Here is a 21,309-nt window from a genome sequence, read left to right as displayed (position 1 = left end):
GCTTACTTCACGGCTCCTGAGGTCAGCCCGGACTGGATGTGTCGCTGGAAGACGATATAGGCGACGACGACCGGCAGGACCGTCATGCTCAGGGCCGCGAACAGGGCGGGCCAGTCGGCCTCGTATCCGGCGATGGTGGAGATGTCGGCGATGCCCTGGGTGATGACCCATTTGTGCTTGTTGCCGGGCAGGAGCACGAGCGGCAGGAGGTACTGGTTCCACTGGCCGAGCACGTTGAAGATGGTCAGGCTGACCAGGCCGGGCTTGGCCATGGGCAGCATGATCTGGAAGAAGGTGCGGGTGTGCGAGGCGCCGTCCATCATCGCCGCCTCCGCGACCGCGTCCGGCAGGCCGCGGAAGAAGGAGGTCAGGAAGAAGACGGTGAACGGCAGCGAGTACGCGATGTAGACCAGCACCAGCCCGACGTGCGAGTTGAGCAGGCCGAGCCCGTCGACCACGAAGAACAGCGGGACGAGGGCCAGGAAGACCGGGAACGCCATGCCGGAGACGAACAGGAAGTAGATCGCCCGGTTGCCGGGGAAGCGGTAGCGGGCCAGCACGTACGCGGCCATCGAGCTGAGCAGCATGGTGCCGAGCACCCCGAAGAAGACCACGATCACGGTGTTGAGCAGGTAGGTGCCGACGTTCGCCTTCTCCCAGGCCCGCAGCCAGTTGTCCCAGCGCAGCTCACCGGGCAGTTGCAGGGCGTCGCCGAAGATCTCGGCGTTGCTCTTGAAGGAGGCGAGCAGCGTCCAGATCAGCGGGCCGATGATGAGCAGCGCCCACACGGCGAGCACGGCCTGGGACAGGCCGCCGAAGAGCCTGCGGCGCATCAGTACACGATCCTGTCTCGCCTGGTGACCCGCATCGTCACGGCGGCGAAGGTGAGGGTGAGGAAGAACAGCGCCACGCCCATCGCCGAGGCGTAGCCGAACCGCGAGTAGCCGAAGGCGTTCTTGTAGATCTCGGTGGCCAGTACCGTGGTGGCGCCGTCGGGGCCGCCCTGCTCGATGGAGAGCACGTTGACCAGGGCGAAGGCATCGAAGGCGGCGATGCCGAGGTAGATCCAGCCGACCTGGACGGTGTCCCAGATCAGCGGCAGCGTGATGCGGAAGAACAGGGTCAGCCGGCCGGCGCCGTCCAGTGAGGCCGCCTCGAAGACGTCCTTGGGGATGGCCGCCATGCCCGCGGAGAAGAGCACCACGTAGAAGCCGACCGCCTGCCAGACCATGACGGCGATGATCGACCAGAGGGCGAGCCGCTGGTCGGTCAGCCAGCCGGCGGGCTCCAGCCCGATCTTCATCAGCGCGCCGTTGAGCACGCCGCCGGCGTCGGGGCGGTAGACGGCCTTGAACAGCACGCCGACCACCGCGACCGCCAGCACCTGCGGAAGGAAGAAGACGACCCGGTAGAAGCCCGAGCCCTTGACTCCGCCCTGCGCGTTGAGCAGGTAGGAGAAGGCCAGGGCCAGGGCCACGGTGGCGAGCGGCATGGCGACGAGCAGGACCACGTGGTTGCGGATCGCCTGCCAGAAGGCGTCATTGCCGAACAGCCGCACGAAGTTGTCCAGCCCGACGTAGTTGAGCCCGGCCGACACGCCCCGCCAGTCGGTCAGCGCGATCTGGAACGCCTGCGCGTACGGGCTGATCACGAAGACGAGGTAGAGCGCGACGGGCAGGAGCAGGAACCCCGCGACGAAGCCGTGCCGCCGCATCGGTCAGACGCTCCGGGTCTGCTTGGTGATCGCGGAGTCGTTCTTGAGTTCGTCCGCCTTCTTCTGCATGTTCGCGCAGAACTGCTCGGCGGTGCCGCGCCCGGCCATGACCGAGTTGGTCTGGGTCTGGGCGTAGTCGAACAGCTCCTTGTACCAGGTCTCGAAGCGGGCGTCGGTGATGGTGTTCCGGCCCGCCGCCTCCTGGGCCTTGGCCGCGCTGTTGACCGCCGAGGTGAGCCGGAGGCCGTCGACGACGCCGTTGACCACGGTGAGGTTCTTGGTGAGCTCGGTGTAGCCGCGCGCGCCTTCCCTGGAGAGCATCAGCCGCAGGTACTCCAGGCCGCCCTGGGGGTTCTTGCCCTTGGCGCCGACGAAGAAGGCCTCGGACACCCCGACGAAGATCGCTTCGTACGGCATGGCGTCGGCGGCCCCGATGCTGGGGACGGGGGCGATGGCGTACTCGAAGCTGTCCGGTCTGTCCTTGGCCATCTCGTTCTCCAGCCAGGAGCCGCACGGGTAGAACAGCACCTTGTCCTGCAGGTGCTTGATCTGGGTCTGCGTGTGGTCGAGACCGAAGTACGCCTTGTCGCCGAAGTCCTTCTGGATCTGCGCCCAGGCCGCGACGGCCTGCCGTACCGGCTCGGCGGTCCAGGCGCCGTCGGCGAGATTGTCGATGTCGATGATGACCTTGTTGCCACCGATCTTGGCGGCGCTGTAGACCAGATTCCAGAGCTGGTAGAAGGGGCCGACCTGGCCGGGGTAGGCGAACAGGGCGATCCCCGCCTTCCTGGCCTCCTCGCCGAGGGCGTTGAACTCGGCCCAGGTCTTCGGCACCGCCCAGCCCTTGGCCTCGAAGAGCTTCGCGTTGTACCAGAGGGCGCGGTGGGCGACGGTGTACTGCAGTACCCGGGGCACGCCGTCGATCAGGGAGTTCTCGTAGACGCCGCCGACGAGGGTGTCCTTGACCTTCTTGCCGGGGAAGGCGAGCGAGGGGGCTTCGAACAGCGGAGTGAGGTCGGCCAGGTGGCCTTCCTGGACGAGGGCCTGCAGGTCCAGGGCCTCGGGCCCGGAGTTGTTGATCACATCGGGGACGTCGCCGGCGATGAAGCGCGGGCGCAGCTGCGTACCGACCTTCTGGGTGGCGACGTGCTTGATCTTCGCGCTCGGATAGGCCTTGCTGTAGGCGGCCTCATGCAGGTCGACGGCGTACTTGTCGCCGTTGCCGCCGCTGAAGATGACCACTTCGAGCGGGCTCGCGGCCTGCACTCCGAGCGGGTTGGCCGCCGACGTCGCTGCGGCGGTGGCGGTGGGGGCAGGAGCGGCGGTACGGCTCGCGGTCGCGCAGGCGGCGAGGGGGGTGGCCAACGCGGCCAGGCCGAGCCCGCGCAGGACGTCGCGGCGGTTGGGGGACATGGCTCCTCCTGAACACAACCGTCTGGATACCTTCCAGACGATTAGCCGCTGACTATAGGAGGGCACCGTGACCAGGGTCAAGAGGTCCGCGACTGCACTGCGCGTGCCGTGTCTCCGATCCGGACGAGATTCGCGATCGCCTTGAGAAGCTGATGCACGAGCTGTCTGTCTGACAAATGGGCCCTCTCAGGGACGATCAGGGCGCTTACGCTGTCGAAAGCCGTCGTTCATCGAGTGTTCATCAACGGCAGACGATCGGGAGTGCCCTGACCTTGCTTCGAGGGGAAGCACACATGACCGAGCTTGATCGACGATCGTTCCTCGGCAGCAGTCTCGCCACCGCCGGTGGCGTCCTGGCCAGCGGGGTCGCCATCGAGACCCTGGGCGCGCACGCGTCCTGGGCCGACGCCGGCCGCCCTGTCCCCGACCCTGGCAAGGTGGGGTATGGCCCGCTCCGCCGTACCGCCGCCAAGAACACCGGCCAGGAACTGCTGGCGCTGCCCGCGGGCTTCTCCTACATCGTCCTGGGCCAGACCGGCACGCCCATGACCGACGGGGTCCCGACCCCCATCGCCCACGACGGTATGGCGGCGTTTCCCGGCAGACGCCGCCACACAGTACGGCTGATCCGCAACCACGAGGTCCGCACGACTCCCGGATCGCCGACGGGCCGTGTGCACGTACCCGGCTCCCGGCGTTACGACGAACTCGGCGTCGCCGGCACCACCACGCTCGAAGTCGATCTGCGCAGCGGCGAGGTTCTGGAGCATTTCGTCAGCTTCAACGGGTCGATCGTCAACTGCGCCGGCGGCAAGATGTTGGCCGGCAAGGGCTGGCTGACCTGCGAGGAAACCACCTCCGGCCTCCAGCAGGGCTGGCAGCGCAAGCACGGTTACATCTTCGAGGTCCCTCTGGACGGCCCCAAACCGGGCAGGCCCGCCCCCTCGATGCCGCTCACCGCGATGGGTCGCTTCTCGCACGAGGCGATCGCCGTCGACCCGCACACCGGATTCGTCTACGAGACCGAGGACGACTCCGGCAAACCCGACGGCTTCTACCGCTTCCGTCCGAAGGACCCGCGCAACCTGGCCGGCGGCGGCGTACTGGAGATGCTCAAGGTCCGAGGCGTCACCAACTACGACTGCCGCGAGGGCCAGACGATGGGCAGCCGCCTGCGGGTGGAGTGGGTCGTCATCGACCAGCCCGACCCCGACCTGGAGAACGGCGCCCCCACCTGCACGCAGCAGGGCCTGGCCAAGGGCGGCGCCAAGTTCAACCGGCTTGAGGGCTGCTGGTACGGCGACGGCGGCATCTTCTTCAGCTCCACCAGCGGCGGCGACGCCAAGAACGGTGACGCCCCGAACGCCGACGGCTACCGCGAGGGGTACGGGCAGGTCTGGCAGCTGATCCCAGGCCGTGGCCGGCGGGGCGATGTCCTGGTGCTGGTCTATGAGTCGCCCGGCCGCAAGGAACTCGATTCCCCCGACAACCTCACGTTCACCCCGCGCGGCGGGATCGTCCTGTGCGAGGACGACGCGTCCGCCACCGACGCCGACCCGCACCCGCTGGCCCCGGGCCTGGAGAACGTCAACCGGGTGATCGGGCTGGCGCCGGGCGGGCAACCGTTCGAGTTCGCCGTCAACATCGCCGACGACAGCGAGTTCGCCGGGGCCTGCTTCAGCCCGGACGGCTCCGTCATGTTCGTCAACACGCTCGGCCACACCGCCGCCCTCGACCCGCCCGGCCGCACGTACGCGATCCGCGGGCCGTGGCGGCGCGGACCGCTGTAGGTCGCCGCCAGGATGCGGCCGGGTCCTGCCGACGCTCCGGGCGCCCTCCTGCCTCAGGTCCGGAGGAACTCGGCGATCGGCTCGCTCTGCCCGAAGATGGCGTGACCGGCTTCGGGGAGCAGGGTCACGGCCGCGTGCGGGACGCACTCACGGATGCGCCGCGCGCTCTGGCGGGAGTCGAACATGGCGTCCCGGCCTCCGACGATGACCAGGACGGGCATGGTGAGGCCGCGCAACGCGTCGTCGGGGAACACCGGGAGCTTCTCCCTGCGAGGGTTGAAGTGCGTAAACGTCAGGACGACGGCGTCGAGCGCCTGCCGGTCCTTGTCCGCGTCGAGTCCCGCGACGGCCATGGCCGACTCGCGTAGCCCGCCGCGCCGGAAGGGGCGGGCCAGGAGGGCCTTGAAGATCCAGCCGGCCTTCTGCCGTCCCACGCCACCGGGGCACATCAGGGCCAGGCGCGTCACTCGTTCCGGACGGCGGATCGCGTAGTCCAGGGCCGTCCAGCCGCCGAGGGACGTGCCGACGAACGCGGCGCCGGTGACCTGGAGCCCTTCCAGCACGTCGTCCAGCCAGAGGGCCACGGCGCCGGAGCCCAGGACGGGACGCGAGGGCGCGCTCAGGCCCGGCTCGCCGACGAGGTCGACCGCGTACGTGCGAAAGTGCCGCGACCAGGTGGCGATGTCCGCTCGCCACATCGACGTGTTCGCGCCCGAGCCGTGCAGCAGCACCAGAGGCGGCGCGTCCTGCGGGCCGGAGGCGAGGACGAAGGTCTCGCCCTCGCGAGTCGGCACCCGTATGTGCTCGGCGGGAACCGGCCAGGTGTCCAGGATCCGCCGGTAGTGGCCGAGGAGCTCGAGTCCGCCCTCGCGGGACTTGTAGATCATGGTCATGACGACGGCACCCCCGGGCGTGTCGAGTGGGACATGGGAACCACCTCCTTGGCGACAGTGAAGGCCTTGTCACTGTGTCAAGGTCAAGTGAGTGGCTTCCACGCTTGGTGCCGGTCGGCGGGGCGGGGTTCTGAGCATTCGCTCACTTTGTTCGAGCGAATGCCCAGCATCTACCCGTGTGCCCGGCGACGGGCCTCTAGCAGGGACGCCACCACGTGCCGTAGGCGGTGGACGGCGCACTGGCGCTCACCGCCTGGAAGCGGATGAAGACCCGGTAGGAGGTGCCGCAGGCCAGTGCCAGCATCCTGGAGTAGGCCCTCGGGAAGTGCCTCTGCCAGCCGTTGCCGCTTTCCGTACCGGCGCCGCCGGAGGTGCTGCGCAGGAGCTGGCAGGCACGGATGATCATCGACTCCGGCAGGTTGGTGATGGTGCACATGCCCCGGGCCTGGCCGGCGTTCCCGAAGATCGTGAGGTTGACCTTGTAGCCGTGGGCGTAGGAATAGACGTTTCGGTGCAGGACGCCGTCGGCGGACGCCACCGCCGGTGTGAGGGCCAGGGTGGCCGCGATGATGGAGAGGGCGCCCAGCAGTGTCCGGACTCGGCCTGACATCTGTCAGCTCCTTTGGTCGGGGTTTGGGGGACAGTGCCAGCTCGCCATAGCCGATTGCTCTTGTCATCGCTTCTGGGCTGCGCATCAATAGCAACAACAACCGCAACAACCCGGAGCGGGCCATGTCGCGAGGTGGACGCAAGGATCAGCCGATCGACCGCGAAACGGGTCCCATCGCGGAGTTCGTCGACGATCTGCGCCGGCTGCGAGGCGAGATGTCGTTGCAGGAGGTCGGGCAGCGGATGCGCTACCACTCCAGCACGATTTCCCGGCGGCTGAATCCGGTGGAGCTGCCGCCGCTGGACTTCGTCCGCTCGTATGTCGAGGCCTGCGGCGGGGATCTGGATGTCTGGGAGGCCCGGTGGCGCGCGATCGCCGGGGAGCCAGGGGAGCCGGGGGAGCCGGGAACATCCCCGGACCTTCCGGGGGAACCCGCCGGCGAGCCGTCACGGCGCGCGTCCTGGCGGCTCCCGCTGGCCGCCGCGCTCGCCGTCGTGATCGTCGCCGGGGGCGCCGGATACCTCTGGCTGTCCGGCCGTGAACCGGGTCCCGCGAACGCGACCCCCGCCTCGGCCTCTCCGTCGGTATCCCCATCCAGCGGCTTCCCCTGGAAGGTCACGAACATGTACAAGCAGGTGACCTCTCGCGAGTGGACGCAGCACACCGAGGGCGACCTCGAGATCTGGGCGAACTTCTCCTGCCCCACCGGGATGATCGAGTACTGGATCGCCTTACGCCCGGGCGGCGCGTCCGCCCGCTTCGCGTGCGACTCCTGGCAGGTTCACACCTGGACCGGCCTGCGCCCGGGCCGCTACAACTTCGAGCTCTGGAAGGACAATGACGGCCGCGCCGTCTCCGGGGTCGGCGTCGTCCGCTCCAGCTCCTCCATCGTGCAGCACCCGAAGCCGTCCCCGGCCTGAAGCGGGGTCAGCGTCGCCCTGGCGGGGGAACGCGCACCCAGGCCATGCCGGCGGCCTGAGCGGCTTGGATCCCGTTGTCGGCGTCCTCGAAGACCAGGCAGTGCTCCGGGTCGACGCCCAGTTGACGGGCGGCCATCAGAAACGGGTCCGGGGCGGGTTTGGCCCGCGGATAGTCACCGGCGCAGACCATCACCTCGAACTTGCCGAGCAGCCCCAGAGCGGTCAGCGTGGCCGTCACCGACTCACGGTCGCTACCGGATACGACGGCGAACGGGATGCGGCCGAACGCCGCCTCGATGTGCTCGAGCACGCCGGGCACCGCGGTCAGGCGGGGCAGCATCTCCTGGCAGAGCTCCTCACCGCGGCGCGCGACGGCCGGCACCGGCATGGCCAGCCCCTGGCTCGCATTGAGATCGGTGATGATGCCGGCCACCGTCCGGCCGGCCCACGCGTAGAACAGTTCCTCGGAAAGCTCACATCCCCACTCGCCCAGCGCCTGCCGCCATGCGAGAAAGCGCAGCGGCATGGAATCGGCGATGGTCCCGTCGCAGTCGAAGAGGTAGGCGCCGAACTCACCGGGGGGAAGACTCAAGATCACCGCAATATTCTACGGGGCCACCAATCGCGAGGCCGGCGGTCCTGGAAGGCCCCGCCCGGTTACCGGCCGAGCCCGTTGCGGTTCATCGCGCCGGCGCCGGACGTGGCCCGCACCTGCTCCACGGTGGAGGAGGTCAGGTGGTCGGCAGGTAGGGCGCGGTGCGCAGTTCACGGTAGAGCTTGCGTGCCGCGTCGAGCAGGCCCACGACGATGGAGGCGACCAGCACGACCTTCACGATCTGGTCGGCGGGCCCGGTGGCGAACATCGCACCCGCCGAGATGACCCAGCCGAAGACCGCGCACGCGGCGAGCGTCAGTGCGATCTCGATGCGCCTGGTCAACGGCTGCCACCTTCCACGGACGATCAGCACCGCGTACAGCACGAAGTGCCCGGCCAGCACCACCACCAGCCAGGGCGCGCGCTCACGCAGGAACCCCTCGTCCATCGCCAGTGCCCGGTACGCTTCGGGTGCCGCCTGGCTCCCGAGCAGCACCTGCCCGTTGAACAGCAGGAACAACCCCGCTCCTCCGGCGACGACGGCGGCCAGATAGCCGAGGCGGCTGACCTGATCGCGCCCGAAGCGGCGAGGCCGCCACGCGACGGCGCCGGGCCGGGCACGGCGCCGCCACGCGGCGGTGGCGAAGCCGGCCACAAGCACGCCAGGCCACCACAGCGCGCCCACGCCGATGCCGGTCCACCACTGACCGAGCGCGGTGAGCAGGTCGCCCGCCGACGCGATCGGATGCCGCATGAATGTGTCGAGCAGGCCGAGTACCCAGATGACGGCCACGCCGATGACGGCGAGCCTGACGAACCGGTGCGAGTCGGCGGGATCGATGAGGATCAGCGGCTGACGGTATCGCGCGGCGGTCTCGGCGGGGCGGCCGTAGCCGAGCACCAGGGCGGTGGCCATCGCCTCGTCGGCGGGGCGGCCCGCCTGCCCGGCTTCGGCGGCGAGCTGTTCGGTCAGCAGGCTGCGCAGCTCGTAGCCGACGTCGCGCCGCTGCGCCCGCGGCAGCAGCCTGGCCACGTCGTCCACATAATTCTGGATCAGGTCGTCGGGGGTCATGGGCGCTCTCCGCCTTTCAGGAGAAGATCCATGGTGTCGTTGAGTCCGCGCCACGAGGCCGTGAGCCGTTGACACAGCTCCAGGCCATCGGCGCTGAGCACGTAGTAGCGGCGTGGCGGGCCGCCGTCGGTGCGCCATTCACTGGTCAGCACGCCTTGGGATTCCAGCCGCCTGAGGAGCGGATAGAGCGTGCCCTCCTCGATCGGCATGCCGCTTTCCGCCAGCGACTGGCGCAGCTCGTAGCCGTAGCGCGCGGTGCGCAGCTGCGACAGCGCGGCGAGGACGACGACGCCACGCCGCAGCTCCAGTTCGAGCTTGTCGTACGCGCCTGCTGTCACCATGCGGCACACAGTACTATGTGCCGCACAGCTAGTCCAGGGTCGATGGTCCGCCGAGCCGGCGCCACGCGGCCGCCCATGGCCGGAGGGCGAGGTCAGCCGACGTGGACGACGGGCCGGCGGTCGGGGTCGGGTTCGGCTTGGCGGAGGACTTCACGGGTCAGGGGCGGGATGTCGCCGCCGCCGAAGACGAGATAGCGCAGCAGGGCGCCGATGGGGTTGCCTTCCGCGGCCCAGTGGAAGTAGACGTGCGGGGTCTTTCCGGTCTGGTCGCGCAGGTGCAGCAGGAGGGCGGCGATGGAGTTGGCGATGGTGGTGCTGTGCATGCGCAGGATGCGGAAGCCGTGGCGTTCCTCGCCGGTGACGCGGAGCTCCCCGGCGAACTCGGAGGCGTCAGGGACGGTGACCTCCAGGAAGAGGAGTCCTTCGCTGGTGCGCAGGCGGTGCAGTTCCCATGCTTCGCGGGCCTTGTCGACGTACTCCTTGGCGTCCCTGCCGTGGGGTTCGTTGGCGATGAGGTAGAGCTCCGCCGCCTCGTTGATGAAGCGGCGGGCCCGGTCGTCCAGGGAGATGCGGGTGACGCGCAGTTCGGTGGAGCGGGTGGCGCGCGAGATGAGGGAGACGACCACGATGGCCAGCACGAACAGCAGGGCGATGACGAGCCCGTCGGGGCGTTCGATGATGTTGGCGACGGTGGCGTAGGCGAAGACCAGGGTGACGAAGCCGAAGAACAGGGCGGGCCGGGTACGGCCCGCGGTCCAGGCCGAGAGGGTGACGGCGACGGCCGCGGACAGGATGAGGGCCAGGACGCCGGTGGCGTAGGCGCCGCCCTGGGTTTCGACTTCGGCGCCGAAGACCATGGTGATGACGAACGCTATGGCGGTGAAGACCAGGACCATCGGGCGTGAGGCTCGGGTCCAGTCGGGGGCCATGCCGTACCGGGGGAGATAACGCGGCACGATGTTGAGCAGGCCCGCCAGCGCGGAGGCTCCGGCGAACCACAGGATGGCGATCGTGGACAGGTCGTAGGCGGTGCCGAACCAGTCGCCCAGGTACTCGTGGGCGAGGTAGGCCAGGGCCCGGCCGTTGGCCGCGCCGCCCTCGGCGAACTCCGCGGGCGGGATGAGCACGGTGGTGGCGAAGCTGGAGGTGATCAGGAAGACGCTCATGATGAGCGCGGCCGTGGTCAGCAGCTTGCGCGCGCCTGTGACCCGCTCGGCGAGGTCGCCCTTGACCAGCGGCATGACGGCCACACCGGTCTCGAAACCGGACAGGCCGAGGGCGAGCTTCGGCATCACGTACAGCGCCACCGCGACCATGGCGAGGGGGCTGGCGTAGTCGGTGCTCAGCGCGTTCTGCCAGCCGGTCACCTTCTCCGGCGCCGTGAGCACATGTTGTACGGCCGAGCCCACCACGACCACGTTGAGCAGCAGGTAGACGGCCACCAGCACGACGGCGATGGAGATCGCCTCACTGAAACCCGCCAGGAACACCCCGCCGAGCGCCGCGATCAGCATCAGCGTGACGGGAACCTGCCAGCCCGCCAGGAACTCCGGCACGAACGGATTGTGCAGGATGTGCGCGGTGGCGTCGGCCGCCGACAGGGTGATGGTGACGATGAAGGCGGTGGCCACGAACCCGAGCAGGAACAGCACCAGCAGCTTGCCGCGCCAGCCGGGCAGCAGCCGCTCCAGCATCGACAGTGACCCGAGCCCGTTCGGGCTCTGCTCGGCCACGGCCCGATAGGTCGGCAATGCGCCGAAGAGCGTCAGCGCCACCAGGACGAGCGTCGCGATGGGACTCAGCGCGCCGGCGGCCAGGGCGGCGATGCCGGGCTGGTAGCCCAGCGTGGAGAAGTAGTCCACGCCGGTCAGGCACATCACCTGCCACCAGGAATGCTGATGTTCCGGCGTTTCCTCTTCGTGGGGCGCGCTGCTCAGCCCCTCGGGACGTTTGAGACCCTTCAGCAGCCATTGCCGCATCGTTCGCTCCCGGACAGCGCCGGCCACCGGGCCACCTCCACTTTTGCGGCATGTCAGACGAGTGCACGCTACTGAGCCCGAAGGTCGAACCCGCGTGATCATGGCGTCAAGAAAACGTAAATATTGCCGCGGCGCGTCGTGGGTGGTGGCTGGTCAAGGCGACGGGCGGGCGCCGGCGCCGTCAACGACACGAAGATGGCCGTCGTCGATTGCCGCGTACGCGGATCCGGGCTACCTTCTAAGTATCCATACATTTGGTTGAGACAGTCATCCGAATGGATGATCGTCGGGGACGGGGAAGCATGACTTTCCACGTGGCAATCGTCGGAGCCGGGGTGGGCGGACTCTGCCTGGCTCAGGGCCTGCACAAGGCGGGCGTCGACATCACCGTGTACGAGCGGGACCGCACACCGGCCAACCGCCTCCAGGGCTACCGTCTGCACATCAACCCCCTCGGTGCCCAGGCGCTGCGCGAGTGCATGTCCCCTGAGCTGTGGCAGGCGTTCCTGGCCACCACCGGCAGGGGCGGGCTCGACTTCGTGTTCATGACGGAGCGGCTGCGGCCGTTGATCAAGCTGGAGGCCGGCGAGCGGGACGCCAACTGGCGCGACCACCACTCGGTCAGCCGGATCACCCTGCGCCAGATCCTCCTCACGGGCCTGGACGAGGTGGTGCGCTTCGGCCGGACGTTCGAGCGGTACGAGCGCCGGGCCGACGGCCGGATCACGCTGCACTTCGCGGACGGCTCCACAGCGGCCACCGACGTCCTGGTGGCCGCCGACGGCAGCGGCTCGCGGGTGCGGCAGCAGTACCTTCCGCAGGCCGAGCGGATCGACACCGGCATCACCCGCGTCGCCGGCAAGTTCCCGCTCACCGAGGAGACGAAGCGGCTCATCCCGGCCCACCTGTACGAGGGCCTGACCAACATCGTCCCGGCCAGGGGCTACTCGATGTTCTGCGCGCCCCACGACTTCGGCGGCAATCCGGTCGTGCTGCCCGGCGGCATCGGAGCCAGCGAGCGCGAGGGCGCGATGCACGACAACACCAGCAGCTACATCCTGTGGGCCTTCGGCGCCGAAACCCGGCGGTTCCCGGCGGACGCCGCCGAGCTGCCGGGCGCCGAGATCCGCGACCTCGTCACCGGCATGATCGGCGACTGGCACCCGGACCTGCTCCGGATGATCGGCATGACCCCTCCGGAGACGGTGTCGCTGCTGCCGATCCGCAGCGCCGTACCGACGGGGCCATGGGCCGCCACGAACATCACGCTGCTCGGTGACGCCATCCACACCATGGCCCCGCACCTGGGCCTCGGGGCCAACACCGCGCTGCGCGACGCCCGGCTCCTCTGCCGCGAACTGACCGCCGCCCGGGGCAACGACGTCGTCGCCGCGATCGCCGCCTACGAGAGACAGATGACCGAGTACGGCTTCGCCGCCGTGCGCGACTCCCTGAAGACGGCCAGACGGTTCGTCACCAGGAGCCCGCTGGCCCGCCTGGGCTTCCGCACCTTCCTGCGCACCGCCCAGCGGATCCCGAAGCTGAAGGAACGCGCCTTCACGGCCGGGGGCGCCTGAACTCCTGACCGACCGAAGACGCAGTCAGAGCGGCTTGTCGCCGATGAGCAGGGTGCTGAGCTCGTTCAGCGCGACCGGCGGCCGGACCGCGAAGCCCGCTTCCTTCAGCCATCCGAGGCCCTCGGCGGCCGTGTACTCCGAGGATCCACTGATCATCGCCATGTTGAGGCTCATCAGAAGTCCGAAGGCCGCCTCGCGCCGCTCGTCGTCGATCATGCTGTCGTAGATCAGCAGCGTGCCCCCCGGGGGCAGCTGCTCGAACGCCCGGTTCACCAGCGCCCTGCGCCGCTCGTCCGCCCAGTCGTGCAGCACGTGTCCGAAGATGTACACCTGGGTGTCGGGCAGGTCGTCGGTGAAGAAGCTGCCCGCCCGGTAGCTGACCCGGTCCCGCAGGTCGCTCGCACCGCTCTCCTTCTCGATGAGTTCGTCGAAGAGTGGTTCCAGCGGGGGCAGGTCGAAGGTCACCCCGCGCAGGTGCGGGTGGGCGGCGGCCAGCCGCATGGTGAGCAGTCCGCGGCAGCCGCCGAGGTCGGTGAAGGACTTGACCGTGTCCCACGCGTACCTCTCCGCCAGCGGGCGGCCGAGCAGCACCGCGTACCCGTCCATCGCGTCGGCGAAGTGGCGGGTGCGCGTGGGGTCGGCGTACAGGCCCTCGGTGAAGTCGGCCTCCGACAACTGCCGCACCAGGCTCTCGCCTGAGCGCAGGAAGCCGGGCAGCTTGCCCCACGCCGGGTAGAGCCGGCGCTGGTTGTGGGCGAGGAAGCCGCCGATGTACTCGGGCCGGCGCGGGTCGAGGTAGGTCGCGGTCAGGGGGGCCGCCGTGTAGGCGGAGCCGTTCCGCGCGAGCAGTTCCATCGCGACCAGCGAGTCCAGATAGTCGCTCGTCAGCTTGGGATGCAGGCCGAACTCACGCTGGATCTCCTCCGCGGTGGCGGGCGCGGCGCAGATGCGGGCGAACAGTCCCAGCTCGATCCCGGCGAACAGGGCCTGCGCCTGGAAGAATCCCGTCGCTGTCCTGACAAGGGGTGTTGCGGACATCCGGCGTCCTTTCTCAATGATCCAGAGGAAGCGGTCAGGGGGTGAGCCGCAGAGGGAGCGCGTGCAGGGAACGCTGGAAGAAGTCGCGGTGCCAGCGCACCTCAGCGGGGTCGCAGGCGAGCGTCATGTTCGGGAACCGGCGCAGCAGCGCGGTGATGGCCACCTGCGCTTCGAGCCTCGCCAGCGGCGCGCCCAGGCAGTGGTGCACACCGTGGCTGAAGGCCAGGTGCGGGTTGGGATTGCGGGTGATGTCCAGCCGGTGCGGGTCGGGGAACGCCTCCGGGTCGCGGTTGACCGAGTGCACGGGGACGATGATCAGGGCGTCGGCCGGGATCACGGTTCCGGCGATCTCGATGTCCTCCTTGGCGTGCCCTTCGATCAGGGCCAGCGAGCTGTCGTAGCGGAGGAACTCCTCCACGGCGGAGCCGATGAGGTCGGGGCGCGCGGCGAGCAAGGCCTGCTGGCCGGGGTTGCGCACCAGAGCGTGCATGCCGTTGGTGATCAGGTTCACGGTGGTCAGGAAGCCGGCGAAGATGAGCAGCATCACCGTCGCGACGAGTTCCCGCTCGGACAGCTGATTCTCGCCGTCGCGGGCCTCGATCAGCCCCTGGATGAGGTCGTCGCCGGGGGTACCCCTCCGATGCTCGATAAGATCGCGCACGTACGCCCCTATGCTGGCCTGCCGAGCCCGGAACACGTCGACAGGGCTGCCGGTGAACTCCTCCTCCATGAACCAGAAGATGCTCTTCTCGCGCAGGTCGGCGAGGTCCTCCGGGGGCAGTCCCAGGAGCTCCCCGATGACCATCATGGGCAACGGGAAGGAGAAGTCCTCCATGAGCTCCACCTCGCCCGCCTTCTCCATCTTGTCGAGCAGTTCGTCGGTGAACCGCTCCACCTGGGGGCGCAGGAGCTCGATCCGGCGGCGGGTGAACGCCTTCTGCACCAGCTTGCGCAGCCGGGTGTGCTCGGGAGGGTCGGTGCTGACCATGTTGTCGGCGAACGAGCTCTCGGCCTTCCGCCCGTCCTCCATGACCACGTCGGAGTGGTGCGCGGCCTTGCTGAAGCGGGGATCGCTGAGCAACGGGCGGGCGTCCTCGTAGTGCGGGACGAACCACGCCTTCAGTCCGATGGGGGTGTCCAGGTGGTGTACCCGCCCCTGCGCGCGCAACAGTTCATAGAAGGGATAGGGGTCGGTCAGGGCCGAATGAGGGATGCCGCCGATCGGCACCGTCACCTCAGGCATTTGCGCTCCTCCGAGGTCGTCGCGAGCGGGTCAGACGACCCAGTGGCCACGGGTCATCACGGTGCGGCCGGGGATCTCGCCGCGGTGCCGCCAGGCGAGGACGCGCTGGGGCGTGAGGAAGAGGTAGACGCAGCCCGGAACCCGGGTCGGGTTCACCGGGAGGTCCGCGAGCACGCCCGGGGCGTCGGGAGGAAGGTCACGATGCGCGATGATCTCCACGGTGCCGTCGATGAGGACGACGTCGGCGGGATCGCCGAGCGCGACGCGGCATTCGGCGCGCCGGCGCAGGTTGCGCACGGTCACGTGCTGTGCGCGCGTGGCCATCACCAGGCGGGCGCCGTCCCACACGCACCCGAGCGGGACGAGGTGGGCGCCGGACTCGCCGCCGGTCGCCAGCCAGGCGTACCTCTCTGTTTCGAGTTTGCCGAGCACGTCGGCCTTGCGCTGGGCGAGGTCGCGGGGCGGGGCGAGGCCGAAGCCCCGCACGCTGCCGGTCGCGGACATGTGAATCCTCTCGGCTGAGATCTGGTTTCAGAAACGAGCTGAGCCCTGTTTCAGAACGCGGACACGGCCGCCGCTGAATTTCCCACGAGGGCGAGTACGGCGAATGTCGTCCGGACCATGTTCCATTTTCCCCAGGCGCTTCTCGGGTCTTTCCAGTCCGCCGGAATGGCCTGGGGGTCGAGTGATTTCACCCGCCGGTTGATCGGCACGTTCCTGGTCTGCGAAACCGCGCCGACGCCGACCAGGCATACGGCAGAGGCGATGAACAGATTCTGGGTCAGGCTGTTCTCGGTGATAAAGGCCAGGCTGACGTCAAGGATCGTCGACGTGCCGACGATGATCGGCATCATGGGGTCGTAGGCGCGGCCCAGCAACTTGTGGGCGGCGACGTAGCGCTCCGGTGTCATCGCCTGCAGGGCCGGCCACACGCCGACGGCGTGGGCGAACAGCACGCCGGCGGCGAGCCCGCTGGTGACCAGCACGGCGGCGGTGAGAATGTGGGCCATCACGTATGTCGCTCCTCCCTCTGTCGCCACCCGAAGTATCCGGCCGGCACCTTGAGGCGGACTCGAATATCGGTGGGGAAATAGCGCCGAGCGTCATTTGCGGAGGGCTTGAGCACGCTTCGAGTATTCCTCTAGCCGGCGCCGCCATGCTGCCTACAGCAGAGTCGTCCGCCTGAATGGGAGGCTTCGACGTGACGATTACCCGGGCATCAAAGATCAGGGCCAGCGAGATCACGCCCAATCGCCGGCGTGGTGGTGATATTCGTGTTCTGCTCGGCCCTGCGACAGTGGGCGCGACGTCCGGATTCATGGGAATGCTCACGCTGGAACCGGGGGAGTTCGTGTCCGAGCATTACCACCCCTACTCGGAGGAGTTCCTTTGCCTCGTCCGGGGCGAGCTGACCATCGTGGTGGACGGAACGCCGGTCCGGCTCAGTCCCGGCGAGGCGCTCCACATTCCCATCGACGTCCGGCACCGGGTCGAGAACACCGGCGACGCGCAGGCCATGGTCGTGTTCCACCTCGGCCCGCTCGCGCCGCGGCCGGACCTCGGCCACGTCGACACCGAGCCGCTGCCCAACCCCGCCGAGCCCTCGCTCCACGTGGGGGAGAAGACATGAACCGCAGGCGGGTGGCCCTCACCGGCATCGGTGTCGTGGCTCCTGGCGGCACGGGCCGCAAGGCGTTCTGGGAACTGCTGACGGCCGGGCGTACCGCGACGCGGACCATCTCGTTGTTCGACGCCGGGGCGTTCCGGTCGCGCATCGCGGCCGAATGCGACTTCGACCCGGCCGCGGAGGGGCTCAGCGCGCGCGAGATCCGCCGCATGGACCGCGCCGCGCAGTTCGCGGTCGTCTCCACCCGGGAGGCGCTCGCAGACAGCGGCCTCGACCCCACCGACCTGGAGCCGACACGCACCGGCGTGACCCTGGGCAGCGCGGTCGGGTGCACCATGAGCCTCGAAGAGGAGTACGTGGTCGTCAGCGACTCCGGCCGCGGCTGGCTCGTCGACTCCTCCTACGGCGTCCCGCACCTGTACGGGCACCTGGTGCCGAGTTCGCTGGCCGCCGAGGTCGCGTGGGCATGCGGCGCGGAGGGCCAGGTCACGCTCATCTCGACCGGCTGCACCTCGGGACTCGACGCCGTCGGGTACGGGGCGCGGCTGATCGCGGAGGGCTCGGCGGACGTCGTGCTGGCCGGCGCGACCGACGCCCCGATCTCGCCCATCACCGTGGCCTGCTTCGACGCGATCAAGGCGACCTCGCCCAGGAACGACGACCCGGCCCACGCCTCCCGCCCGTTCGACCGCGAGCGCAACGGCTTCGTGCTGGGCGAGGGAGCGGCCGTGTTCGTGCTGGAGGACCTGGAGCGCGCCCGGCGCCGGGAGGCTCATGTCTACTGCGAGGTCGCCGGGTACGCCACGCGCGGCAACGCGTACCACATGACCGGGTTGAAGCCGGACGGCCGGGAGATGGCGGAGGCCATCCGGGTCGCACTCGGCCAGGCCAGGCTGAACCCGGACGCCGTCGGCTACATCAACGCCCACGGCTCCGGCACCAAGCAGAACGACCGGCACGAGACGGCCGCGTTCAAGCGAAGCCTGGGCGAGCACGCCTACCGGACCCCGGTCAGCTCGATCAAGTCGATGGTCGGGCACTCGCTCGGCGCGATCGGGGCGATTGAGGTGGCCGCCAGCGCGCTGGCGATCGAGCACGGCACGGTGCCGCCGACGGCCAACCTCGAGACGCCGGACCCGGAGTGCGACCTCGACTACGTGCCCCACGTGGCGCGCGAGCGGCCCGTCGACGTGGTCCTCAGCGTCGGCAGCGGCTTCGGCGGCTTCCAGACGGCGATGGTGCTCACCGCACCCGGACGGGAGGTCGCATGACGACCGCCCCCGTGATCACTGGGATCGGTGTCGTCGCCCCCACCGGTCTCGGCGCGGAGGCGCACTGGTCCGCCACCCTGAGCGGGACGAGGGCGATCGACACGATCAGGAGATTCGAGGGCGGTTCCTACCCGGTGCGCGTGGCCGGGGAGACGAGGAACTTCGTCGCGACCGGTAACGTGCCCGGCCGGTTGATCCCGCAGACCGACCACTGGACCCACATGGCGCTGGTGGCCACCGACATGGCGCTCGCCGACGCGGGCGTGGACCCGTCGGCCCTGCCCGAGTACGAGATGGGCGTGGTCACGGCGAGTTCGGCGGGCGGGGTGGAGTTCGGCCAGCGCGAGATCCAGGAACTGTGGAGCAAAGGCCCGAGGCACGTGGGCGCCTACCAGTCGATCGCCTGGTTCTACGCGGCGACCACCGGCCAGATCTCGATCCGGCACGGCATGCGCGGCCCGTGCGGGGTCGTCGTCGCCGAGCAGGCCGGCGCCCTGGAGTCGCTCGCGCAGGCCCGGCGGGTGCTGCAGGACGGCGCCCGCCTGGTCGTGAGCGGCGGCACCGAGGCCCCGTTCAGCCCGTACGGCCTGACCTGCCAGATCGCCAACGGCCTGATGAGCACCCAGGGCGATCCCGCGCTCGCCTACCGGCCCTTCGACACCGGCGCCAACGGCTACGTGGCCGGCGAGGGCGGAGCCATCCTCATCGTCGAGGACGCCGCGAGCGCCCGGTCGCGCGGGGCGGAGAAGGTCTACGGTGTGATCGCCGGTCACGCCGCCACGTTCGATCCGGCCCCGGGCACCGGACGCCCGCCAGGGCTGCGCCGGGCCATCGAGCTGGCACTCGCCGAGGCGGGTCTGGCACCGGGGGACGTCGACGTGGTCTTCGCGGACGCCGCCGGCACTCCGGAGCTCGACCGGGCGGAGGCCGAGGTGATCGCGGCCGTCTTCGGTGCCTACGGGGTGCCGGTGACGGCGCCCAAGACCATGACCGGCCGGCTGTACGCGGGCGGGCCGTCCCTGGACGTGGCCACCGCGCTGCTGGCCATGCGCGACTCGGTGCTGCCGCCGACGGTCGGCGTGTCCAAGCTCGTCCCCGACTACGAGATCGACCTGGTCAGGGACGAGCCCCGCCCCTGCCGAGTGCGCTCCGCACTGATCATCGCCCGCGGCTATGGCGGGTTCAACGCCGCGCTCGTGCTGCGCGCACCCAGCAGCGCCGACGCCGGCACCGCGACAGGAGGAGACCGATGAAAGAACTCACGCTTGACGACCTGCGAAGCCTGATGCGGCTCAGCGCCGGTGAGGACGAGTCGATCGACCTCGACGGCGACATCATCGACATCACGTTCAAGGACCTCGCCTACGACTCGCTGGCCGTGCTCGAAATGGCCGGCCGTCTGGAGCGGGACTGGGGCGTGATCGTGCCCGACGAGGTGGCGGCCACGCTGGAGACGCCGCGCGCGGTCCTCGACTACGTCAACGAGCGGGCGGCGGTGAACTAGCCATGGCCGGAGGACACACCGAGAACTCGATCGTGATCGCGGCGCCGATGGAGCTGGTCTGGACCATGACCAACGACGTCGAGTCGTGGCCGAACCTGTTCAGCGAGTACGCGAAGGCCGAGGTCCTGCACCGCGAGGGCGACATGGTCCGCTTCCGCCTCACGATGCACCCCGACAAGGACGGCAACGCCTGGTCGTGGGTGTCGGAGCGGACCGCCAACGCCAAGACGCGCACGGTCCAGGCGCACCGTACCGAGCTGGGCTGGTTCGAGTACATGCACCTGCACTGGGAGTACGTGGAGGTCCCCGGCGGCGTGGAGATGCGGTGGATCCAGGACTTCCGCATGAAGCCGGACTCCCCGGTGAACCTGGAGCAGATGACCAACCGGATCAACGGCAGCTCGCCCGGCCAGATGAAACTGATCAAGGAGAAGGTCGAGCAGGCGGCACAGCAGGCCGGGAAGTCGTGAGCCGGCCATGACCGAGGTGGCGCTGCCGCTGGCCCTGCTGGCCAATGGCCTTGCCGCGGGCGTGCTGATGGCCACCGTGCTGGGGGTCGTCCCGTTCTACATGACGCTCACGGCCGGCAACTACGTCAGGGCCCACGCGTTCGCCGTCGGGCGGTACGACCCGTTCCAGCCCGCCTGCCTGGTGGTCACCCTCCTCGCCGACGTGCTCGTCGCGGCGGCGGAGCCGCGCTCGGCGGGGCGGCTGCTGTGCGCGGCCGCCGCCCTGGCGGCCGGCTCGGTGGTGGCCATCTCACTCATCCGGAACGTTCCGATGAACCGCTGGGTCAAAGCGCAGGATCCGGACGCGCTGCCACCCGGCTGGGACATGGATGCCTTCCGCCGCCGGTGGGCGCGGTGGAACAAGACCCGGACGGGGCTGGCCGTACTCGCTCTCACGCTGAACACCGGCGCCGCAGTCGCGCTGCTCTGAACCGCAGCCCGCGACACCAACCGCGAACCCAGAGGAGACCCATCATGAGCTTCCGGCTTGAGGGCAAGAACGTCCTGGTCACCGGAGGGACGAGAGGGATCGGCCGCTCGGTCGTGCTCAGCCTGGCCCAGGAGGGCTGCAACGTCGTCGCGTGCTACCGCGGTGACACCGAGGCGGCGGCACGGCTGGAGCACGACCTGTCCGTCACACCGGGCAAGCACGGCGTCATCCAGGCCGACGTGGGCAAGGCGGACGAGGTCGTCAGGCTGATCGACGAATGCCGTACGCGACTCGGCACGCTGGACGTCGTCGTGCACAACGCCGGCGCCATCAGCCACATACCGTTCGCCCAGCTCGAGCTGGAGGAGTGGCAGCGGGTGCTGGACACCAACCTCACCGGCATGTACCTCGTGGTGCGCGGCGCGCTACCGCTGATGTCGGAGGGCGGCTCCGTGGTCGCGATCGGCTCCAAGGCGGCGATGGTCGGCGTACCCCTGCGTACGCACTACACGGCCTCGAAGGCGGGAGTCCTCGGCCTGGCCAGATCGCTGTGCAAGGAGCTCGGCCCGCGCGGCATAAGGATCAACGTGATCGCGCCCGGGATCATCTCCACCCACGCCGCGGAGGGCCTCACCCCCGAGCAGGAGCAGCGCTACCGCAACATGACCGCGCTCGGCCGGCTCGGCGAGCCGGAGGAGATCGCCGACGTCGTGCTGTTCCTGGCCAGCGACCGCTCCCGCTACATGTCCGGCGAGACCGTCCACGTCGACGGAGGGATCTGAG

Annotated in this window: 23 protein-coding genes; 10 read left to right on the top strand and 13 right to left on the bottom strand. The window is 69.4% G+C overall.

What is annotated here, in order from left to right; translation table 11 throughout:
• Positions 1 to 2: 2 nt before the first annotated feature.
• The 3 genes from ACIBKY_RS50030 to ngcE are packed head-to-tail and all read right to left on the bottom strand — an operon-like array spanning position 3 to position 3,127.
• Entirely contained in the window at positions 3 to 833 is an 831-nt protein-coding gene (locus ACIBKY_RS50030) for a carbohydrate ABC transporter permease (protein WP_397108875.1), read from the bottom strand.
• Positions 833 to 1,714, bottom strand: coding sequence for a carbohydrate ABC transporter permease (locus ACIBKY_RS50025; protein ID WP_397108873.1), 882 nt, complete (start codon positions 1,712 to 1,714; stop codon positions 833 to 835). Before ACIBKY_RS50025 ends, ACIBKY_RS50030 begins: the two co-directional genes overlap by 1 nt.
• A gap of 3 nt (positions 1,715 to 1,717) precedes the next feature.
• Positions 1,718 to 3,127 carry an N-acetylglucosamine/diacetylchitobiose ABC transporter substrate-binding protein gene (gene ngcE, locus ACIBKY_RS50020; protein ID WP_397108871.1) on the bottom strand — a complete coding sequence of 470 codons (1,410 nt, stop codon included), beginning with the start codon at positions 3,125 to 3,127 and terminating at the stop codon, positions 1,718 to 1,720.
• 293 nt (positions 3,128 to 3,420) lie between these two features.
• Between ngcE and ACIBKY_RS50015 the strand changes: the two genes are divergently transcribed.
• Positions 3,421 to 4,917, top strand: a complete 1,497-nt coding sequence (locus ACIBKY_RS50015; protein WP_397108869.1) for a PhoX family protein — start codon at positions 3,421 to 3,423, stop codon at positions 4,915 to 4,917.
• A 53-nt stretch (positions 4,918 to 4,970) separates the two neighbouring features.
• On the opposite strand, the gene ACIBKY_RS50010 is transcribed toward ACIBKY_RS50015, so the two are convergent.
• Positions 4,971 to 5,810 carry an alpha/beta fold hydrolase gene (locus tag ACIBKY_RS50010; protein ID WP_397108867.1) on the bottom strand — a complete coding sequence of 280 codons (840 nt, stop codon included), beginning with the start codon at positions 5,808 to 5,810 and terminating at the stop codon, positions 4,971 to 4,973.
• 196 nt (positions 5,811 to 6,006) lie between these two features.
• A complete protein-coding gene (locus ACIBKY_RS50005) occupies positions 6,007 to 6,420 on the bottom strand; it encodes a hypothetical protein (RefSeq protein WP_397108865.1) in 414 nt (137 codons plus the stop codon).
• Positions 6,421 to 6,542: 122 nt separating this feature from the next.
• On the opposite strand from ACIBKY_RS50005, the gene ACIBKY_RS50000 reads away from it, so the two are divergent.
• Complete coding sequence (locus ACIBKY_RS50000) at positions 6,543 to 7,340, top strand: helix-turn-helix domain-containing protein (protein WP_397108863.1); 798 nt, start codon at positions 6,543 to 6,545, stop codon at positions 7,338 to 7,340.
• A gap of 7 nt (positions 7,341 to 7,347) precedes the next feature.
• Here ACIBKY_RS50000 and ACIBKY_RS49995 read toward each other — a convergent pair whose 3' ends face one another.
• The 4 genes from ACIBKY_RS49995 to ACIBKY_RS49980 form a co-directional block, all read right to left on the bottom strand.
• The gene (locus ACIBKY_RS49995) at positions 7,348 to 7,938 is read right to left on the bottom strand and encodes an HAD family hydrolase (RefSeq protein WP_397108861.1); all 591 of its coding nucleotides are present in this window, start codon (positions 7,936 to 7,938) and stop codon (positions 7,348 to 7,350) included.
• A gap of 133 nt (positions 7,939 to 8,071) precedes the next feature.
• Complete coding sequence (locus ACIBKY_RS49990) at positions 8,072 to 9,007, bottom strand: hypothetical protein (protein ID WP_397108859.1); 936 nt, start codon at positions 9,005 to 9,007, stop codon at positions 8,072 to 8,074.
• Entirely contained in the window at positions 9,004 to 9,348 is a 345-nt protein-coding gene (locus ACIBKY_RS49985) for a PadR family transcriptional regulator (protein WP_397108857.1), read from the bottom strand. The genes ACIBKY_RS49990 and ACIBKY_RS49985 overlap by 4 nt, the downstream gene beginning before the upstream one ends.
• 92 nt (positions 9,349 to 9,440) lie before the next feature.
• Complete coding sequence (locus tag ACIBKY_RS49980) at positions 9,441 to 11,327, bottom strand: amino acid transporter (protein WP_397108855.1); 1,887 nt, start codon at positions 11,325 to 11,327, stop codon at positions 9,441 to 9,443.
• A 314-nt stretch (positions 11,328 to 11,641) separates the two neighbouring features.
• Here ACIBKY_RS49980 and ACIBKY_RS49975 point away from each other — a divergent pair, with 314 nt between their 5' ends.
• A complete protein-coding gene (locus tag ACIBKY_RS49975) occupies positions 11,642 to 12,904 on the top strand; it encodes an FAD-dependent oxidoreductase (protein WP_397108853.1) in 1,263 nt (420 codons plus the stop codon).
• Positions 12,905 to 12,928: 24 nt separating this feature from the next.
• On the opposite strand, the gene ACIBKY_RS49970 is transcribed toward ACIBKY_RS49975, so the two are convergent.
• The 4 genes from ACIBKY_RS49970 to ACIBKY_RS49955 are packed head-to-tail and all read right to left on the bottom strand — an operon-like array spanning position 12,929 to position 16,195.
• Positions 12,929 to 13,942, bottom strand: a complete 1,014-nt coding sequence (locus ACIBKY_RS49970) for a methyltransferase (RefSeq protein WP_397108851.1) — start codon at positions 13,940 to 13,942, stop codon at positions 12,929 to 12,931.
• A gap of 34 nt (positions 13,943 to 13,976) precedes the next feature.
• Positions 13,977 to 15,185, bottom strand: a complete 1,209-nt coding sequence (locus ACIBKY_RS49965) for a cytochrome P450 (RefSeq protein WP_397108849.1) — start codon at positions 15,183 to 15,185, stop codon at positions 13,977 to 13,979.
• A 30-nt stretch (positions 15,186 to 15,215) separates the two neighbouring features.
• Positions 15,216 to 15,689 (bottom strand): pyridoxamine 5'-phosphate oxidase family protein, encoded by a 474-nt coding sequence (locus ACIBKY_RS49960; RefSeq protein WP_397108847.1) that lies wholly within the window; start codon positions 15,687 to 15,689, stop codon positions 15,216 to 15,218.
• Positions 15,690 to 15,739: 50 nt separating this feature from the next.
• Positions 15,740 to 16,195 (bottom strand): DUF1772 domain-containing protein, encoded by a 456-nt coding sequence (locus ACIBKY_RS49955; protein ID WP_397108845.1) that lies wholly within the window; start codon positions 16,193 to 16,195, stop codon positions 15,740 to 15,742.
• Between the two features lie 308 nt (positions 16,196 to 16,503).
• On the opposite strand from ACIBKY_RS49955, the gene ACIBKY_RS49950 reads away from it, so the two are divergent.
• Genes ACIBKY_RS49950 through ACIBKY_RS49920 form a run of 7 tightly spaced genes read left to right on the top strand, consistent with a single transcriptional unit; the run spans position 16,504 to position 21,308 of the window.
• Positions 16,504 to 16,815, top strand: a complete 312-nt coding sequence (locus tag ACIBKY_RS49950) for a cupin domain-containing protein (RefSeq protein WP_397108843.1) — start codon at positions 16,504 to 16,506, stop codon at positions 16,813 to 16,815.
• The gene (locus tag ACIBKY_RS49945) at positions 16,812 to 18,083 is read left to right on the top strand and encodes a beta-ketoacyl-[acyl-carrier-protein] synthase family protein (RefSeq protein WP_397108841.1); all 1,272 of its coding nucleotides are present in this window, start codon (positions 16,812 to 16,814) and stop codon (positions 18,081 to 18,083) included. The genes ACIBKY_RS49950 and ACIBKY_RS49945 overlap by 4 nt, the downstream gene beginning before the upstream one ends.
• The gene (locus ACIBKY_RS49940) at positions 18,080 to 19,336 is read left to right on the top strand and encodes a ketosynthase chain-length factor (protein WP_397108839.1); all 1,257 of its coding nucleotides are present in this window, start codon (positions 18,080 to 18,082) and stop codon (positions 19,334 to 19,336) included. The genes ACIBKY_RS49945 and ACIBKY_RS49940 overlap by 4 nt, the downstream gene beginning before the upstream one ends.
• A complete protein-coding gene (locus ACIBKY_RS49935; protein ID WP_397108837.1) occupies positions 19,333 to 19,587 on the top strand; it encodes an acyl carrier protein in 255 nt (84 codons plus the stop codon). The genes ACIBKY_RS49940 and ACIBKY_RS49935 overlap by 4 nt, the downstream gene beginning before the upstream one ends.
• A 2-nt stretch (positions 19,588 to 19,589) precedes the next feature.
• A complete protein-coding gene (locus ACIBKY_RS49930) occupies positions 19,590 to 20,057 on the top strand; it encodes an SRPBCC family protein (RefSeq protein ID WP_397108836.1) in 468 nt (155 codons plus the stop codon).
• A gap of 7 nt (positions 20,058 to 20,064) precedes the next feature.
• Positions 20,065 to 20,526, top strand: a complete 462-nt coding sequence (locus ACIBKY_RS49925; protein ID WP_397108834.1) for an anthrone oxygenase family protein — start codon at positions 20,065 to 20,067, stop codon at positions 20,524 to 20,526.
• Between the two features lie 44 nt (positions 20,527 to 20,570).
• On the top strand, positions 20,571 to 21,308 hold the full coding sequence (locus tag ACIBKY_RS49920; RefSeq protein ID WP_397108832.1) for an SDR family NAD(P)-dependent oxidoreductase: 738 nt from the start codon (positions 20,571 to 20,573) through the stop codon (positions 21,306 to 21,308).
• Position 21,309 lies beyond the last annotated feature (1 nt).

Source organism: Nonomuraea sp. NPDC050394, from assembly GCF_044459065.1.
In the GTDB taxonomy this organism is placed as follows: domain Bacteria; phylum Actinomycetota; class Actinomycetes; order Streptosporangiales; family Streptosporangiaceae; genus Nonomuraea.
This window is presented reverse-complemented; position numbering and strand designations above follow the sequence as displayed.